11 protein-coding genes are annotated in these 16,809 nt (G+C 71.3%); 4 read left to right on the top strand and 7 right to left on the bottom strand.

The features are described 5' to 3' along the window. Positions 1–487 precede the first annotated feature (487 nt). Positions 488–1,339, bottom strand: coding sequence for a helix-turn-helix transcriptional regulator (locus ACOJVX_RS12375; RefSeq protein ID WP_026417951.1), 852 nt, complete (start codon positions 1,337–1,339; stop codon positions 488–490). 197 nt (positions 1,340–1,536) lie between these two features. Between ACOJVX_RS12375 and ACOJVX_RS12370 the strand changes: the two genes are divergently transcribed. Next, the gene (locus ACOJVX_RS12370; protein WP_422647548.1) at positions 1,537–2,490 is read left to right on the top strand and encodes an SDR family oxidoreductase; all 954 of its coding nucleotides are present in this window, start codon (positions 1,537–1,539) and stop codon (positions 2,488–2,490) included. A 502-nt stretch (positions 2,491–2,992) separates the two neighbouring features. Here ACOJVX_RS12370 and ACOJVX_RS12365 read toward each other — a convergent pair. Both ACOJVX_RS12365 and ACOJVX_RS12360 read right to left on the bottom strand, forming a co-directional pair. Continuing rightward, positions 2,993–5,380 carry a beta-galactosidase gene (locus ACOJVX_RS12365; protein WP_422647547.1) on the bottom strand — a complete coding sequence of 796 codons (2,388 nt, stop codon included), beginning with the start codon at positions 5,378–5,380 and terminating at the stop codon, positions 2,993–2,995. A 406-nt stretch (positions 5,381–5,786) separates the two neighbouring features. Further along, a complete protein-coding gene (locus ACOJVX_RS12360; RefSeq protein ID WP_026417943.1) occupies positions 5,787–6,317 on the bottom strand; it encodes a helix-turn-helix domain-containing protein in 531 nt (176 codons plus the stop codon). 65 nt (positions 6,318–6,382) lie between these two features. On the opposite strand from ACOJVX_RS12360, the gene ACOJVX_RS12355 reads away from it, so the two are divergent. From ACOJVX_RS12355 to ACOJVX_RS12345, 3 genes are all read left to right on the top strand, one after another. Beyond that, entirely contained in the window at positions 6,383–7,300 is a 918-nt protein-coding gene (locus ACOJVX_RS12355) for an alpha/beta hydrolase family protein (protein ID WP_103056745.1), read from the top strand. 44 nt (positions 7,301–7,344) lie between these two features. Beyond that, positions 7,345–8,202, top strand: a complete 858-nt coding sequence (locus ACOJVX_RS12350) for a CPBP family intramembrane glutamic endopeptidase (protein ID WP_103056746.1) — start codon at positions 7,345–7,347, stop codon at positions 8,200–8,202. A 664-nt stretch (positions 8,203–8,866) separates the two neighbouring features. Continuing rightward, positions 8,867–9,403 (top strand): GNAT family N-acetyltransferase, encoded by a 537-nt coding sequence (locus ACOJVX_RS12345; protein ID WP_337661951.1) that lies wholly within the window; start codon positions 8,867–8,869, stop codon positions 9,401–9,403. Here the strand turns inward: ACOJVX_RS12345 and ACOJVX_RS12340 are convergent. The 4 genes from ACOJVX_RS12340 to ACOJVX_RS12325 all read right to left on the bottom strand — a co-directional run bounded on the left by ACOJVX_RS12340 (position 9,370) and on the right by ACOJVX_RS12325 (position 16,431). Beyond that, positions 9,370–12,321, bottom strand: a complete 2,952-nt coding sequence (locus ACOJVX_RS12340) for a helix-turn-helix transcriptional regulator (protein WP_422647546.1) — start codon at positions 12,319–12,321, stop codon at positions 9,370–9,372. The two genes, ACOJVX_RS12345 and ACOJVX_RS12340, sit on opposite strands and share 34 nt — an antisense overlap. A gap of 1,435 nt (positions 12,322–13,756) precedes the next feature. Further along, positions 13,757–14,086 carry a hypothetical protein gene (locus ACOJVX_RS12335; protein WP_103056748.1) on the bottom strand — a complete coding sequence of 110 codons (330 nt, stop codon included), beginning with the start codon at positions 14,084–14,086 and terminating at the stop codon, positions 13,757–13,759. 819 nt (positions 14,087–14,905) lie between these two features. Next, positions 14,906–15,439 carry a YceI family protein gene (locus ACOJVX_RS12330; RefSeq protein WP_103056749.1) on the bottom strand — a complete coding sequence of 178 codons (534 nt, stop codon included), beginning with the start codon at positions 15,437–15,439 and terminating at the stop codon, positions 14,906–14,908. A 188-nt stretch (positions 15,440–15,627) separates the two neighbouring features. Beyond that, positions 15,628–16,431, bottom strand: a complete 804-nt coding sequence (locus ACOJVX_RS12325) for a GNAT family N-acetyltransferase (protein WP_418153341.1) — start codon at positions 16,429–16,431, stop codon at positions 15,628–15,630. Positions 16,432–16,809: the final 378 nt, after the last annotated feature.

Here is a 16,809-nt window from a genome sequence, read left to right as displayed (position 1 = left end):
AACCCGCCAGGGTCACCCGCCAGGACGCGGATCGGTTCACCCCGCCGTGCGGTGCTGGGTGAACCGGCCTCCGAACCTCGGCCCGGGGTCCCCACGTCCGGGCCGAGGGTGGGACGGGCGGCGGAACGACCCACACCCACCACGCGGGACGGTCCAGTCACGACTCCTGTGCCTGATCTGACGTGCACCCGGAGGATGTGGGTGTCCGGGCGCCGCGCGCCGGGGCCGTTCGCCACGTACGGCTCCCACCCGGTTTCCCGCTGAATGCCGTGGTGGGATCCCAGTTCCGGCCGGCCCTGGTCACCTCCCACCTGGCTCGCGACCCCACCGGGAACCAGGGGTGAGGGGTGCCCCTGGCCGTCCTCGCTCGTGTCGGGTCCGGCTCGAGGGGAGGTGCCCGAACCGCCTCCGTACCCCGGACCCATCACACGACATGCTGGAGGGCGCCACGACCACGCGATCCGCCCACCTCCGATGGGGACGGGCGTCACGTCTCCGGCGACGTCGTGCGTTGCGGCCCGAGCACGGAGAGGAGCCGCAACTTCTCGTGGCTCTCGCTGCCGGGAGCGGCGGTGTAGACGAGGAGGCGGTGGGACTGGTCGGGGTCGAGCAGGATCTGGCAGGTCAGTTCCAGGGCCCCGACCTCCGGGTGCGCGTAACGTTTGACGCCGTTGTAGTGAATGCCGATCTCGTGTTCGTCCCACACCGCCCGGAACTCCGCACTCCGGGCGAGCAGGAGTTCCATGAGGTGAGCGGCTCGTGATCCGGGTCCTCGGAGGGTGACCATCGCGCGGAGGCCCGAGGCGAAGACGCGGGAGTGCAGCGCGTGGTCGTCGGGGTGGTACAGGGACCGGGTGGCCGGGTCCGTGAACCACCGGTAGCCGATGCTGCGCGCGGGGCCGACGTAGCGGGTGGTGTCACCGGTCAGTGCGACACCGAGCGGGGTCTGCCGGAGGGTCTCGCCGAGCTCGGTGACGATCTCGGCTGGGGTGTCGTCGAGCCGGTCGATGATGCGGAGCAGACCGGGACTGACGTGCTCACTGCCGGCGCCTCGCGGGGGTGGGTTGTGCCCGGCCAGGCGGAACAGGTGGTCCCTTTCGGGGAGGGACAGGTGCAGGCCCTGCGCGATCGAGGCGATCATCTGCTCGGACGGGTGCGGGCCGCGCTCCCGCTCCAGACGGCTGTAGTAGTCGGTGGAGATGTGGCAGATCATCGCGACCTCCTCCCGGCGGAGGCCGGCGGTCCTGCGCCGTTGACCACGTGGGAGGCCGACGTCCTCGGGTTGCAGCGACTCCCGGCGGCGGCGCAGGAACTCGGCGAGCCCAACTCGATCGATCACGCCCGTGGTCCCCTTCCTCGTCCCGGTGCCGTTCAGTGTGCCCTCGGCGCCGGGTGGCTCGCCTCGGATCGTTGATCCCCCTCTCCGCGCTGGGCTGCCTGGGCCTGACCCGCCTGGGATCGGGAGGCCGTGGATACCGCTCCGGGTCAGACTCACCCTGGGGCCACAGCACTGTCGAGGGAGACCAGGAGCAGCACATGGCACGAACCCAACCGGACATCACCGTTCCTGATCTCTCCGGGAGGCTCGCCGTCGTCACCGGCGCCAGCGACGGGGTCGGACTGGGGTTGGCCGCCCGCCTGGCCGGGGCGGGCGCCGAGGTCGTCATGCCCGTTCGTAACACCCGCAAGGGCGAAGCGGCGATCGAGAGGATCGCGCGGCGGCACCCGGGCGCGGCGCTGTCCCTCCGGGAGCTCGACCTCTCGTCGCTGGAGTCCGTCGCCGCGCTGGGCGCGGCGCTGCGCGGCGAGGACCGCCCGATCCACATCCTCGTCAACAACGCCGGTGTGATGACCCCGCCGGACCGGCTGACCACCACTGACGGGTTCGAGCTGCAGTTCGGCAGCAACCACCTCGGGCACTTCGCCCTCGTCGCCCACCTGCTGCCGCTGCTCCGCGCGGGTCGGGCACGCGTGACCTCGCAGATCAGCATCGCCGCGAACCAGAACGCCATCAACTGGGACGACCTGAACTGGGAGCGGTCATACCACGGGCGTCGCGCGTACAGCCAGTCGAAGATCGCCTTCGGGCTGTTCGGCCTGGAGCTGGATCGGCGCAGCCAGGCCGGTGGCTGGGGAATCACCAGCAACCTCGCCCACCCCGGTATCGCCCCCACCAGCCTGCTGGCCGCGCGCTCCGAGATCGGTCGGGACCGGGACACGCTGGGAGTGCGCCTCATCCGCGCGTTGGCCCGCCGCGGCGTGCTCGCCGGAACGGTCGGGACCGCTCTGCTGCCGGCCCTGATGGCCGCGACGTCGCCGGCCGCACGCGGGGGACGCCTGTACGGACCGAGCGGTCTCGGGCACCTGTCCGGTGCGCCCGCCGAGCAGGTCCTCTACTCACGGCTTCGGAGCGAGGACGAGGCAGACCGGATGTGGCGGGTGTCCGAAAACCTGACCGGTGCCTCGTTCCCGACCGAGGGGCGTGCCTGACCGTAGGCGGTTCGGCGTTGGCGCTCATCGTCGGCCGCGGCGGGGAACGTCAGCTGGGGCACCAGAATGCCCGGCGCCGTCAGGCCCGGGCGGTTGGCCGGCTCGTTCCGTCAGCCCGGCACCGGGTCGGTCGAGATCAGGAGCGGATCGGGGCCGGGATCGAACACGCCCCCACCTCGGTGGGCCACTGTCCCCAGCGCGCGTTCCCGCTTCCGCCGCGATCGTCCTCGACGTCGGTCGTGGTTGACATGCTCCGCCGGGCCGGGGGTGGATGAGGCAGTCCCGGTGGGTGTCGCCGGACGGGGTGGCTGGGCTCGCGTGCCGTGACGACCGGCGGTTGCTCGACGCTGACGGCGTCTCCGGCCGGCCGGCGAGCGAGCGGCCGGCTCCCGCCGCGGGGACGGCCCCTCGCCTGGGAGTACCGGCCCGCTGGTGCGCGGTGGTGGATCGGGTCGAACGCGGGGGATGATGACGGACCGGCCGCTGGCGAGGGCGGCCGTGGTCATGACGGGCCGGGTGCGATGGTGGCCCGGTACACCGGGACGAGCTGGACGCCGTCGAGGCGGAGGGTGACGTCATTCGGACGGAGGTCGTCGCGGACGTGGATCGCCGCCGTGGGGTCGAACGGCAGCAGACGCAGGACGAGCCGCCCACCGTGGCGCAACGCCTCGCGGTGCCGGCCCAGGTCGATGTCCCAGGGCGCCCCGTTCCAGAACTGGTCGGCGACCAGCGTGCCGTCGAGTTCGGCCCGCGCCGCGTCACCCACCCAGTCGAGTCGCAGCAGCAGCCGGTGGGTGCCGGCGAAGGCGTTCTCGTCGAGGTCGACGCGGTAGGCGGCGGCCGTGGCGTAGTCGTCGTCCCGGGGGGCGGCGGCTCGTCGCAGTGGCCCGCCCCGGCGTTGGGGGGCCGGTCCGGTGGCCGCCGCCAGTTCGACCAGTCCCACCTCGGGGGCGGCGGGTGGGGCGTCGACCTCGACGCGGGCGAAGGTGCCGATGGTGCCGCCCGACCGCAGCGTCAACGGCGCGGCCGTGTCCTCCCCGTCAGCCACCACCGCCGGCGGGGCGGACGCGGCGGGCGCCGGGTGGATGAGGAGCGCCCCTCCGCCGGGCCCGCACTCGAGGTGGAGGTGTTCGCCGTCGGGTACGAGGTGGACCCCGTCCCCGACCACGAGGCGACGGGCGCCCCAAAGCTCACCGATCGCGGTGCGACGCGCGGTGTCCTCGTCGAGCACCAGCACCCGGAGCGCGCCGAGGTCGATCAGGGCCTCGGGCCCCGGTTCGGGCACCCGGATTCGGGTGCGGCCGGCCCCGAGGTCGTCGACGGAGGCGTGCGGGCTCTCGACCCGCGTCGCGTCGATGCCGGAGACGATGAGCTCGACCGCGATCCCGGCGGTGCGGGTCAGGACCACGAGGTCGTCCAGTGTGGTCACGAGTTGGGCGGTGGCGGATTCCAGTACCGCCTCGCCGGGCAACGGCCAGCGGAACGGCCACGCGAAGTAGGCGCCGGTGGGGATGGTGACGGGTTCACTGGGGAGGTCCAGGGGGCCGTCGGGGCCGAGCAGGCGGAACTGGACGTCGTCGTGCGCGGCGAGCGTCTCGCCACCGGGTTGGTGGCTGTTGACGAAGACCATCCCGGAGGTCCCGTCCGTGCGGACGGCCCACCGCAGGGTGTCCCGGTCGTCGAGGTCACGGGGCGTCTGGTCGGGTTCGACGAACCGCATCGGCGCGAGGCGGCGGCCGGCGGCCGCCAGGAGGTGGTGTTGCAGCCGGAGGGCTCCGTAGGTGGGGCGAACCTGCCCGTGCTCGCCCAGCGGCGCCTGGAAGTCGTAGCTGACCACGGGCAGGTCGTTGGGGTATCCGGTGTCCAGCGACTCCTGCATTCCGGTCGCGGCGTCGGTGACATGGGTGCCGCCGTGGTACATGTAGTAGCCCTGCCAGGACGACCCGGATCCGATCTTGGTCAGCGCGAGGGCGGCGATGTCGTCCGGGTCGACCAGCGGTCGACGGTGGTAGGTGGGCTGGACGCCGCCGCCGAGCTCGCAGGTGGCGAACGGGTAGCGGTCGAGGGGAGGCCCGGTTCCGGCGGTGGGCTCGAGACGCAGATCGGCCCCCACGGTGTTGTCGTCCCGCAATTCGGTGAAGAAGAAGTGCCGCCGTGCGTGGCGGGTCCAGCCGGGGTGCGCGTCGTCCCAGGGCGCCTCCGGGTATCCGGCGTAGAGCGGGAGGAACTCGTCCGAGGGCAGTTCGGCGGGGCCCCAGGCGGTGGCGGTCCACAGCGCGGGGGTGATCCCGGCGTCGCGCGCGAGGTGTTTGAGGGTCCGCAGGTGTTCCGGTTGGTCGTGGAGTTCGTTCTCGACCTGGACGGCCACGATGGGGCCGCCCTCGGCGTGGTAGAGGCCGGTCAGCTCCTGGCCGATCCGCGTGTAGTAGGGGCGGACGAGGTCGAGGTAGGCCGGGTCGTCGGTGCGGGTGCGGGTTCCCGAGCGCACGACCCAGTCCGGGAACCCGCCGTAGCGTGCCTCGCCGTGCGCCCAGGGGCCGATGCGCACCACGGCGTCCATGCCGCACTCGCCGACCAACCGCACGAAGGCGCGCAGGTCCCGGTCGCCGTCGAACCGGAATTCCCCACGGTGCTCCTCGTGGTGGTGCCAGAACAGGTAGGTGGCCACGACGGTCACACCACCGGCGCGCATGTTGAGCAGTCGTTCCCGCCAGGTCGAGCGCGGGCACCGGGTGAAGTGGATCTCGCCCATGACGGGGAACCAGGGACGTCCACCGCGCACGAGGTGGGTGCTGGTCGCGGTGATCCGGTCCGGGGTCCCGTCGGGCTCGCCCATCCGGAGATGGCCGGTCAACGGTGTCACGACCGGGCGTAGCGACAGTGTCCGCACCTTGGCCTCCTCGCCCTGGATCCGGGCCTGGTTCCCAGGTCCGGCAGCCTGCCCTCCGGCAGATGCGGCGCACGTTAAACCATAAATTCCTAAGAGTGAAGCGATGTAGGGACGCTGGCGGCAAGTCCGGCCGACGTCGGCCATCGGGGGAGTTCGCCACCGCGAGCCCGCGCCGTGCGCCAACGCCCCGTCTCCGCACCGGTGGGTCCTCGCCCCTTGCCGGGCCGAGTGAGGCGGGGCGAGGCCAGGATCGGCCCCTTGGTTCAGCTCCGCTGAACGGGCGCGCTCGCCTCGACGTTCCCCGGTGCGGGCCCGCCCCGTCACCCCCTGGCGAGAATTCCCGCGCGACACGGCGACGCCAACGGCCGTTGCCGTCCGGCTGGGGGCGGCGGGTCGGGCCGCGAGGTCACACTGGTCTGTCGGGGACCAGGCCGAGGCTGATGATGTGGCGGGCGCGGCCGTCACCGGGAGCGGTGCGGGTGCGACGTTCGACGGCGGCCTCGATCTCCTCGACGAGTTCGGCGAACTCCTCGTCGGTGACCCAGACGACGCCCTGGCGGTAGAGCAGGTTGTCCCGGGCGGGTTCGGTGTCGTCACGGGAGAGGTACCGGTCGAAGTCCGCCAGCATCGCTCCACTGAAGACGGTGAACGCTCGGCGGTGGTCGTCCTTGGTCATGGTGCCGCGGGCGTCGTCGTCGACGAGGGCCCGGTCCTGGCGGACCCGGTAGCTGCGTTCGACGGTGCCGCGCACGGGCCTCTCCCGCACCACCTCCAGTATCTCGGCCTGGGCCAGGGCCGCGACGTGCCGGTACATGGTCGCCGCCGGGATGTCGGGTAGCCGGTCACGGAGCTGTCCGGTGGTCAGCTCGCCGGCCCCCAACAGGGTCTGCAGGATGCGCAGCCGGACGGGGTGGAGGAGAAGATCCGCGGTTGCCATGAGCTGATGATCTCACATCTGATAACGTTATCGCCGCTGAGAACAATGTGAGATGGAGTGGAACGTTGCCCGACCTCGACATGACGGTCACCGCGGATGACGGGACTCCCCTGGCCGGCACGCTGACACTGCCCGCCTGGCCCGGGCCGCACCCCGCCGTCCTGCTGTTGCACGGTTCCGGTCCGCTGGACCGCGACGGCAACACCCCGAAGCTGCCGACGAACCTCGGCCCAGCCCTGGCCTCGGCACTCGCCGCCGAGGGGATGGGGACGCTCCGCTACGACCGGCGTGGCGCCGGCGCCACGCCCGGCGTCTGGCAGGCCGCTGGGTTCACCGGCAACCGCCGGGACGCCGAGGCTGCGGTGCGGGCGCTGGCCGCGCACCCCGCCGTCCGCGCCGACGCCGTCGGAGCCCTCGGGCACAGCGAGGGCGCCCTGCACGCCATGTCCCTCGCGGCCCACGGGGACGTGCGGGCCGTGGTGCTGCTGGCCGGTTACGCCCGCCTTGGAGAGGAGGCCATGCGTTGGCAGGCCGGCTCGATCTTCGGCGGTCTGCCCGCACCCCTCCGACTGCTGCGGCGCCCGCTCGCGGCGGTGGGCGACCGCGTCCTCGACCGTCTCCGGCGGACCGACACGGACGTGGCGCGCCTCGCGGGGATCCCGGTCAACGCCCGGTGGATGCGCGAGATGCTCGTCCACGACACGCGCGACGACCTCGCCGCCGCGAAGGCCCACGTCCTGGCCGTCACCGGTGACAAGGACATCCAGGTCGACCCAGCCGACCTGGCCACCATCGCTGGGCTGGTGCCGGGCGGAGCCGAGACCCACCGCGTGCCCGACCTCACGCACGTCCTGCGCCGCGACCCCGGCCGCCACACCCTGCGCTCCTACCGGCGGCTGCTGCGGCAACCGGTCGATCCCGAGCTGCTCGCGCTGGTCACCACCTGGCTCGGGCGCCAGCTCGACGCCGTCCCCGGCGCCTGACCGCCGCTTCCCACACCCCGCACTCGACACGAGGAGTACCTGGCATGTCCACGTCACCATCGACCAGCCCGTACCGCGGCGACCTCGTCCTGTTCATGGCGATCTCCTTCGTCGTCAGCTGGGCGTCCTGGGGCGTGGCGATCGCGATGGGCGGGCCCGCGGTGAACCCGCCCGCCGTCCTGCCCCACCTGTTCGGAGCGTTCGGGCCCTCGATCGCGGCGCTCGTGATCCGCATCCGCCGAGGACGGCGGCGGGAGGCCGTCCCGGAACACGCTGCGCGGTTCCGGATCCCCCTGCTGGTCTGGGTTCCCGTCCTCCTGGCATTGGCCTCGGCGACCGTGCTGGCTGGCGCGTTCCTGGCTGGCGCGGGTGACGGGCCGACGCCGAGCTTCGACTCCGGGTTGGAGATGATGAGCGCCCAGGGGCCCGTGCTGTTCCTCGTCATGATGGTGATCTCCGGACCGCTGGCCGAGGAGCCGGGCTGGCGCGGCACCGCGTACCCGAGGATGCGCGCGTCGATGAGCCGTTTCCAGGTGGGCCTGGTGTTGGGCGCCGTCTGGGCCGTGTGGCACCTGCCGCTGTTCTTCATCGCCGGGACTGTCCAACACCAGCTCGGTCTCACGACTCCCAGCGGCGTGCTCTTCGCCGTCAGCTCCATTCCGATGGCCATGCTCTGCTGCTGCGCCTACGAACGCGCCGGCGTCGTCGGCTCGGTGGCGGCGCACTTCGCGGTCAACGCGACGATGGTCCTGCTCAACGTCCAGCACCCCGTCACCCAGGCCATGATCATGGGCATCCAGGCGCTCACCGTCACCGCCCTGCTGCTCGCCCCGATCCGTGCGGTGGGACAACGGCGGCACACGGGTGACAGCGGCGCGCCGCGCGTCGTCGAGCGCGTCTGAGCCTCACCGCGGGGCCGGGCGGTCCGGGCGGTACGACTGGTCCCGCGCGGGACCGCGGGCCGGCTCCGGTCACGCGTCGCGGGCTGGCTTCGGAGCGACCACCACGGCACGTCGTCGACGACCAGGCGCGCACCGGGACGCCGCGGGTCTGGTCGCGAGGCGCTGCCCCGAACGCGTTCCCGCCAGCGCCTCCTGGCGGAGCCGGCCCGACGACGTCCGTCACGGGGCGGCACGCCGGTCACGCGTCGGCGCCGGGTTGTCGCTACGGGCGCCGGCCCCCGCTCCCCACCCGCCCGACACGTATGGCACGCCCCCGGTCGGTGACGACGATCCCCCTGGCTGACGCGAGGTCCCGAGCAGTTCCTCGCCGCTCTCGCGGAGGTGAGCCGTGCCTCCTCGGTGGAGATCGAACGTCCTCTGCACACCGCGGACGGCGGGGACGGGAGGGGCGACGTGTTCGTCGGGTCTGGATCCCGTACCGGGCTCGTGGCGGTACTGCTCGCCGCCGACCTGCTCAACCGGGACATCGAGACCGAACTCGTACTCGACCTGCCTAAGGTGTCCTCCCCGGCCCCGCGCCCGGCCTGGCCCACCCGGTCACCTCGAAGGTCCCCATCGCCTCGGAGAAGGTGGCATCCTCACCAACGAGCGGAGAGGAGTCGAGATGACCACCATGGTGTTGCGGCCCGCCAGGCCGGAGGAGGCCGGTGCGCTGAGCGACCTGGCGCTCGCCGCGAAAGGGCACTGGGGTTACGGCCAGGAATTCCTCGCGGCCTGCCGGGACGAACTGACCTTCCGTCCCGAGGACGTGGCACGAGGACGTTTCGTGGTCGCCGACCACGACGGCCTCGTGGTGGGCTTCGCCAGCATCGGCGGCGAAGCCCCGGGCGGCGAGCTGGAGAACCTGTGGGTCACGCCGAGCAGGATCGGCACCGGTCTTGGCCGGGTCCTCTGGCTGGACGCGTTGGCCAGGGCGGCGACGGCCGGGTTCGAGTACCTGACCATCGATGCCGACCCCAACGCCGAAGGCTTCTACCGGAGGATGGGGGCCGAGCGGGTCGGCGAGGTGCCGTCATCCTCGGTTGCGGGTCGGATGCTGCCACGGATGCGGGTCAGGGTCTCGCCGGCCCCCTCGGGCGGCAACCGCTCCACGTGTCGCCCATCGCATCACGCGGAGCGGTCGTGCGATCCCGTTCGCTGATCGCTCGCGCCTACCGCCCCCCTGACCCGGTAGGCCGCGGAGCGCGCCGCGGCTCGGCGGCCGGTGTCGCGATCCCTCGCCAACCCCACCTCACTCCCGGGCTTGCCAACGGAGTTCACATCGCGTCGAAGGTAGGCGGGTAGGTCCGTTCGTTTGGTGACCTTGAGCTTGCGGAAGATCTTCGTCAGATGCTGCTCGACGGTGCTGACCGTGATGTGCAGCTTGCCGGAGATCTCGCGGTTGGTGAATCCGAGTGCGGCGAGCGCCGCGACTCGGTGTTCGGAGGTGGTGAGGGCCCCAATCACGGCCTGTTCGGAGGCGCCAGGGGCCACGGGTCTGGCCACCGTCGGGACCGACTGCCCGTGGGTGGTGCTCAGCGGCGGGTCACGTCGCTCGCTGGTGACTGGTCCCATCTCCAGCCGGCAGGCCCGCAAGAGGCGGCCCGCGCGGTGCGACACCATCCGCGCTTTGGCCGCCTGCCCAAGCGCCTGGTGCGCCTTGCTGAGATCAAGGAGCGCGTGGGCCAGCTCCAGACGGTCACCGCTGGCCTGCAACAGCTCCACAGCGTCCTTGAGCAGGCGCAACCTGCTGCTGGCATCGAAGGTGGCCGCGACGATGCGCGTCGCCGCACCGTGCGCTCGCGCACTGGCCCGGCGGCCGAGTTCGAGCTGTTCCTCGGCGAGCGCCCGGGCTTCGGCGACGTGACCCAGCCGCAGATGGGTCTCGGCGGCATCGGTACGCCACGGGGCCAGGCCCGGGGCCTCGAACCCCCAAGTCGCCATGAGCTCACCACAGCGTTGGAAGTCCTTCAGCGCCGCGGCGGACCAGCCGTTCGCCAGGTAGTACCGTCCCCTGGCACGCAGGTAGGTCACGCCGAACCCGGTTCCGAACATCTCGTCGGGAACCGGTTGGCGGAGATGGCGCTGCACGGCGTCGTGGTCACCCACGACGGTTCCCACGGACACCAGGACTCCCAGGGGCATGCCGACTCCGACTCCCCAACCCTCGATCCCGACAGCCCGGATCGCCCGGTTCGCGTAGCTCGCGGCCCGGGGCAGCTCGCCGTAGCGCAACGCGATCTCGGCACGACATGCCGAGAACATCGCCTCCCACCAGGTCGCGCCCCGCACCTTCGACTCGGCGAGCAGTGTGTCGCACCACCGCAGGGCCACGTCGAGCTGGTCGGAATAGATCATCGCCTGGAGCGCGTACCAGGCCGCCTCCACTGTGCGGTCACCAAGCACGGTGGCTCGCAGCACTCTCTCCGCAGGGGCTACGGAGGCAGCTTCGCTGTCACCGGAGAGGACCGTGCTCAACACGACGGAGGCCATGGCTGGCCAGCTGGCCGGAGACGAGTCCTGCTGGGTCTCCCCGGTCGCCTTCGCCCAGCGCGCGGCGAATTCGGGATGGGAGTGCGTGAGCCACAGTCCGAGGTGTTTCAGCGGTTCGCTGACGTCCCCGTCGTTGGCGCGGTACTCGTGACCGAGCCGGTTGAGCACGCCCGCCGCGTCCTGGCGCCGGCCGTTCCACAGCAGGTAGTACAGCAGGCGCGCCGTGTGGGTGACGTCCAGCTCGCCCGCGCGCTCGTGCTCCAGCAGTCGGGGTAGGTGACGGACGGCGTTCGCGGGGTTACCACGCCACTCGGCGTCCAGCAACGCGAAACGCAGTTTCGCGCTCGTGCTCCCCTTGCCGCAGCCGAGGAGCGCGCGTTCGAGGAAGTCGACGGCCGCAGCGGGCTGGTCCGCGCGCAACGCGTCCTCTGCGGCCTGCCGCAACCTTTGCACCGCCCACCTGTTGGGTACGTGGTCGGTGGCCAGCAGGTGCCGGGCGACGACAATGACCCCGGCCTGGTCCTCGTGCAGTACGCGGGCGGCTGAACGGTGCAGTCCGGACAGCTCCGCTGGCGCCACGCAGTCGAGCACGGCCTGGCGGAACAGCGCGTCCTTGAAGTCGTTGTCCTCAAGGCATCCGACGAGCCGCAGCGTCTGGAAGGCCCGTTCGACCTCGACGCGCGGCTGACGTAGCAGCGCGCACACCCGTCCCACGGTCGTGTCGGTGCCGAGGACGGCGACCGCCCGGGCGACACCGAGCGCGTCGGAGCCGCTGCGTCGCAGGCAGGTCAACACGGCCTGCCGGAAGGCATCGCCGATGACTGGGCGCGCGTCAGGGGCGGCCGGGACCGACTGGGGAGCGTCCAGTTGGTCCTCGATCAGCGCACGCACCAGTAGTGGGTTTCCGCCGGTGATGAGGTGGCAGGCAGGGGCGAGCCGGTCGGCGAGGTCGGAGGCGATGTGGCGGGCGAGGATTTCCGCCACGCCGTCCGAGGACAATGGAGCGAGTCGCACACGGCGGAAGTTCGCCTGGCGGATCAACTCGATGCGGTAGGCCGGATGGGTCGCGCTGTCGTACACCACCTCGGCAACCAACAGCATGATGCGGGCCGACCGGGTGTGGTTGGCGAGGTGGAGGATGCACTCCATCGACTGGGCGTCCACGTACTGTGCGTCGTCCACGGTGATGAGCACCGTGTCCTTCTGGGACAGCTCGAGGACGAGCTCGAGGAGATCCTGGGCGACGTCGAAGGTGGTGACCTCCGCTGGTTCGTCACTGAGGGCCGGCCGCTGACCGGCGGTCAGCCGCAGGAACGCGGCCGTCCGAGCCGTGGGCACGCGCGTGGTCGCGACGAGCGAGCGAACACCGCCGAACGGTCGATCGCCCTGGCCGCGCGACCCCGTCACACTGAGTACCACTGCGCCGTGCGTGGCGCGGTGGTCGGCGAACGTCCGCAGCAGTTCCGTCTTGCCGCTCGCGGCCGCACCGTCGACCAGGGCTATCCGACCCTGCCCTCCGGCGGTCTCCGCGAACAGCCTTTCCAGCAGCTCGAACTCGAACCGCCGTTCGACCAGCACAACAAGCACCTCGCCTGATCCGCCCCAGTGAGAGAGACGTTCGACAGACGGCAGGATTCCGAAGGTCCCAGTGCGATGCCCATCGCCCGTAAGCCTGTCGCCTCGTCAAACCCCCAGTCGCGCATCCCTGCAGCACGCCGAGGAACACCTGTTACTCCCCTGCGGCGAACCATATAGCCCTGCCCTCGCAGCCGCAATTATTTCAGGAAACAACGCGCGACAAATGACTACCGGGTACTACCGAGCGTGATCCACCGTTCACTAATTGCTCGCCGAGTTCGTTCGGAAACACGCCCGCCACCGGATCGTTATCAGCCCAGGTCGGACAGGTCCCCATCGGGCGAACTTCGCTATCCCGCGCCAAATACGGATAGCTTCCGTCGTGGAACTCGCCAACCGGCGGAACAGCGATCACACGGTAGTCGAGCGACTGCGTTCCGAGACCAAGGGGCACCCGAAGGCGCGAAAGAACCATACACCTGTCACACGGAGACTCCGTTTGATCACCGACCGTCGCGACAACACGGAGGACAATTCTCGACGGCGATCACCGAAAGTCACGGACTCGGATTTCGAGGTCCCCGCTCATACGCGGAACTCGGCCCCTGGGCGCGCCACCAGGAGCCCACGCCGCGCATAACCACGTTTCCGCGCATGGTCGGTGAACCGGCCTCCGGCCTCCCGTCCCACCCTAACGCCAACCAGGCATCTCGCAAGAAGTACTGATCGAGCCGAGCTCGAAACCATGCGAATCGATGGGGCCATTCGGAACGCGCCAGTACGTAGACTCACAGGATTCTGACACCCAGCTCGACGGGCAGATCTCTACCTCGTTTGACATTCAACTTCCTATATACGCGGGTGAGGCGCTGTTCCAACCGTACTCACCGTGATGTGCGGTTCCCCGCGATCTCCCGGTTCGGACATCCGAGCACCGCGAGCGCGGCGAGCCGGTGCTCCGAGGCGGTAGGCGCCGTGGTGTCCACCGGCCGACGCGGACCGCTGGCGACATGACGGGTTGTTCGTCAGCACGGAGCGGCTTCCGTGACAGCGGTGCCGCGCCGGTGACGTTGGCCAGGTGCCAGGCCCGGCCGAGCACCATGCGCGCGCCCGGCGGTTCTCGCCGAGGAGGTGGTGGCCGTGGCTGAGATCGGTGAGCACCTGCCTGCTCGTAACGGTCACCGCACCGTTCGAGGAGTTCCAGTGCCTCGGTGAGCAGCTCCGGCCGTCGGGCAGCCGGAGCGTTCCCGGCGAGCATGCGCAGTGATGACGCCCGCGTGCGGGCGTGGCCCGCGTCCGACCGGGAGCGCTGCTCATCCGCGAGTCGCTGGCCTGGTCATGGTTGCCGAGGTGCACCCAGGCCTCGGCGGCGCTGCTCCGCCGCGGCACCGTCGAGGACGAGTCCACCCCCCAGCCGCGCAGCAGTTCGCCGCAGGACAGGAAGTCAGCGAATGCGCGGTGGCCCTGGTTGAGGCCAGGTGGTGATGAGCTTCACATCAAGGCAGCGGGGCCCGTGGCGACTATCGAACAGGGCCGAGGGCACGGGTTGGTGGACGTACTCGGCCGCGACCGCGTACTCGCCCTTCCTGGTCGCCACCAGCACAACGCTGCTCAGCGGGCCCCCGACCGTGACGCCCCGTGCTGTCGGCGGAAGCAGGTGGAGCGCGGCACGACCGTGAGTGACGGCACCAACGAGGTCACCGGTGCGCAGCGCGATATCCGCGAGCACCGAGCTGATCATCGCCCGCCACGTCACGTCGTCGGCGCCCACCACGGCCAGCAGCCGATGGCACCAGCGCGCAGCGGTGTCGAGCCGGTCGACGCGGCAAGGGTTTCGCAGTGCGACCGAGGCTGCCTCCTCGGACCAACAGATCCGCTGCCCGGAAGCGCAGTCCGGATACGATTCGGTTCGAGATGTTCGCCGCGACTCAGGAACGCCCCGCCGCGACCAGCTTCGACGAGCAGCCGAGAAGGCTGACCAGCTCCGCTGGTCACGCGTTCGTGTCCTCGCGGATGGTCGCGATCCAGCCGCCCCCACGAGGGCCGCGGGCCGAGGTCCGTGCATCACACATCGCTGGCCGAGCGGAGGGATCGACGCCGGTCACTGTGAGCGCGTCTGATCAGCGACGCGAGGTGCGGGGGCCCGCAACCCCAGGTCCTCCTGCCCGTGGGGAGGCTGCCCGCCGCACTCACGGCGAGCGGCCAGGGCGGTCCGAGACGGCCCCGTGCGGGGGAGTCGATGGGCACGCGCGGCGAGCGCTCGATGAGCTTCTCGCGGTCGGCACCGTTACCAACGACCACTTGCACCACGACGTTCTGCGCCGCGTGACGGAAGCGCGCCCTCGGGGGCAGGCGTGGCACCGACGGTCGTGGTCAGGGCGCGATCGCCCCCGTCCAGCGGCAGTCCTCCCGGCACAGTGGTGGCCTCGTGGCCGCCGCTCCGGACCTCGTCGAGGACGAGCATGTCCGAACGGCTGGTATCCGCCTGGCTAGCTCCTGACGCGCCACGTCCGCAGGCGACGCCCTCCGTCCCCCGCGACGCTCTGCCGGGGCCGTGAACGAGAGAACCAGTTGCGTAAGTCATACCAATGCGTCAACGGGTGGCGATGACGTCGAGGGTCAGCTGGAGCGTGCGGCCGGTCATCCCGCGTCCCGTGGTCACGTCGAAGTCGAACCGGTCGATCGTCGTCGTGGCTCGGGCTGCGAGTTCATCGCCGCCGCCAGTGACGCTGGTGACCTCGAGCCTGACGGGACGCGTGACATCCCGGACCGTTAACCACCCCTCGATCACCCCCAGGGTGCCGGTCCACTCGAAGCGCTCGCTCGCGAACAAGATCCGCGGGTGGTTGGCGACGTCGAGGTAGTCGGACGAGCGGACGTGCTCGTCCCGCTGGGCAATGCCGCTGGAGAAGCTGGCTGCCGAGACGACGGCTTCGACCGTGGACCCCGTGGTGGGTTCTCCCACCTCGACCGTGCCGCTCTCGACGGAGAACGTTCCCCGCACACCGAGCAGCCCGAACAGCGCCCTCGTGCGGAACGAGATCTCCGACCTGGCGGCATCGATCGTGTAGACGCCGGCAGCGATTCCCTGCCCGTCGTCGACGTTGCTGTCGCCGGCAGCGCTCATCGCCGTCGCCCCCCGATTCACAGTGGATGCGCGGAGCCTAGCAACCCGGAGAAGCCCGGTCGGCCCCTCCGCCTCAGCCCGGAGGTTCGATGACGCGGCAAGTGGTCCGCCGGCGGGATGCGACGATCGACCCGGACGTGAGGCGGGACGCGCGCACCCTCACCACCCTCTCCCCGCACGCGGGGTGATCACGGTGTGGGCACATAGAAGTGCAGGGGTGAGTTCGGCCGGAAACCGATGCGTCGGTAGACCGGCGCGCCGGCGGCGGTGGCGTGCAGGGTGGCGCGGGTGAGCCCGGTGGCGCGAGCACCCTCGTGGAGCGCCCTGCGCGTCACGGCCTCCCCGAAGCCCTGCCGCTGAGCCTCGGGCGCGGTGGCCACGAGGGCGACGAACAGCCGGCCCGCGCACTCCATCGTCGCCGCCGCGCTCACCGGAATCCCGTCCCGGAGGGCCAGGTAGGCGTGCACACCCGCCTTCCACAGCTCGGACCCGTTCAGCCCGTCCCGGCCGTCCTCGAGGGCGAACCCGTAGGCACGGGAGTTCAGGTCCGCGTACGCCTCGAGCTGCTCGTCGGTGGTCACCCGCTCGAAGGTCAGGCGCGGGTGCTCGGGTGCCGCCCCGTCCGGGACGTCGGCGCTCATCCCCATCCCGGAGAACGCGCGGGTCAGCCCGGCGCGGTCGGCCGCCTCGGGCAGCGCCCGGCGCGCGGCGTCGTCCAGCAGGTCCTCGAACAGCCACAGGTGCCCCGGACGGGACTTCCCGCGCATGATCCGCGCGGCCTCCCCCAACCGCTGGTCGAGCAACGCCGGGTCCACACCGACCTCGGTGAGGGTGAGGCAGTTCCAGAACGGGAAGCGCGACTCGGCCCACCGGACGGCCACTCCGGGGAGGTCCCGGACGTCGGCCGTCGGACTGGCGTCGAGCACCAGGCCGCGCCAGGCGGTGGCCAACTGCTCCACCGACTCCACCGTGTCCTCCAGCGTCTCGGTCATCCACCCAGATTCCCACCACGCGGCGGGCTGGCGGGCTCGCTCGTCGATCATGACCGCAATGCCCGACACGGTCCACCTGATCGGGTGAGGCGCGGGTCCCGCCAGGACGGAGCTCCGGCGGCTGGTGACCGCCGAGTCCCTGCCGACGAGGCGGCTCCTCGCATGCCGGCGCCCTCGGCCTCGACCACTCCCGTCGGGAGAACGGGCCAGACCTGCGGGCACCGTGTGCTCCCGCGACACATGCCGGGAGGACCAGCGCCCGGCCCCTGCCAGGCCGCTGCCCGCCTGGTGCTCGTTCCCCCGGCGTCGGCCCACCCGCCGATCGGGCCCGGGGGGCCGGGCGGAGCACGGGCGTTCAGGCACCGGCGCTCCCGGCGT

The sequence above is a fragment of the Actinoalloteichus caeruleus genome (genome assembly GCF_049311605.1).
GTDB classification, from domain to species: Bacteria; Actinomycetota; Actinomycetes; order Mycobacteriales; family Pseudonocardiaceae; genus Actinoalloteichus_B; species Actinoalloteichus_B caeruleus.
Note: the sequence above shows the minus strand (reverse complement) of the source record. Positions and strands in the feature narration are given on the sequence as shown.

Coding starts and splice junctions, on each gene's coding strand:
- ACOJVX_RS12370 (WP_422647548.1), top strand. CDS start 1,537: ATGGCACGAACCCAACCGGACATCACCGTTCCTGATCTCTCCGGGAGG.
- ACOJVX_RS12360 (WP_026417943.1), bottom strand. CDS start 6,317: ATGGCAACCGCGGATCTTCTCCTCCACCCCGTCCGGCTGCGCATCCTG.
- ACOJVX_RS12350 (WP_103056746.1), top strand. CDS start 7,345: ATGTCCACGTCACCATCGACCAGCCCGTACCGCGGCGACCTCGTCCTG.
- ACOJVX_RS12345 (WP_337661951.1), top strand. CDS start 8,867: ATGACCACCATGGTGTTGCGGCCCGCCAGGCCGGAGGAGGCCGGTGCG.
- ACOJVX_RS12330 (WP_103056749.1), bottom strand. CDS start 15,439: ATGAGCGCTGCCGGCGACAGCAACGTCGACGACGGGCAGGGAATCGCT.
- ACOJVX_RS12325 (WP_418153341.1), bottom strand. CDS start 16,431: ATGACCGAGACGCTGGAGGACACGGTGGAGTCGGTGGAGCAGTTGGCC.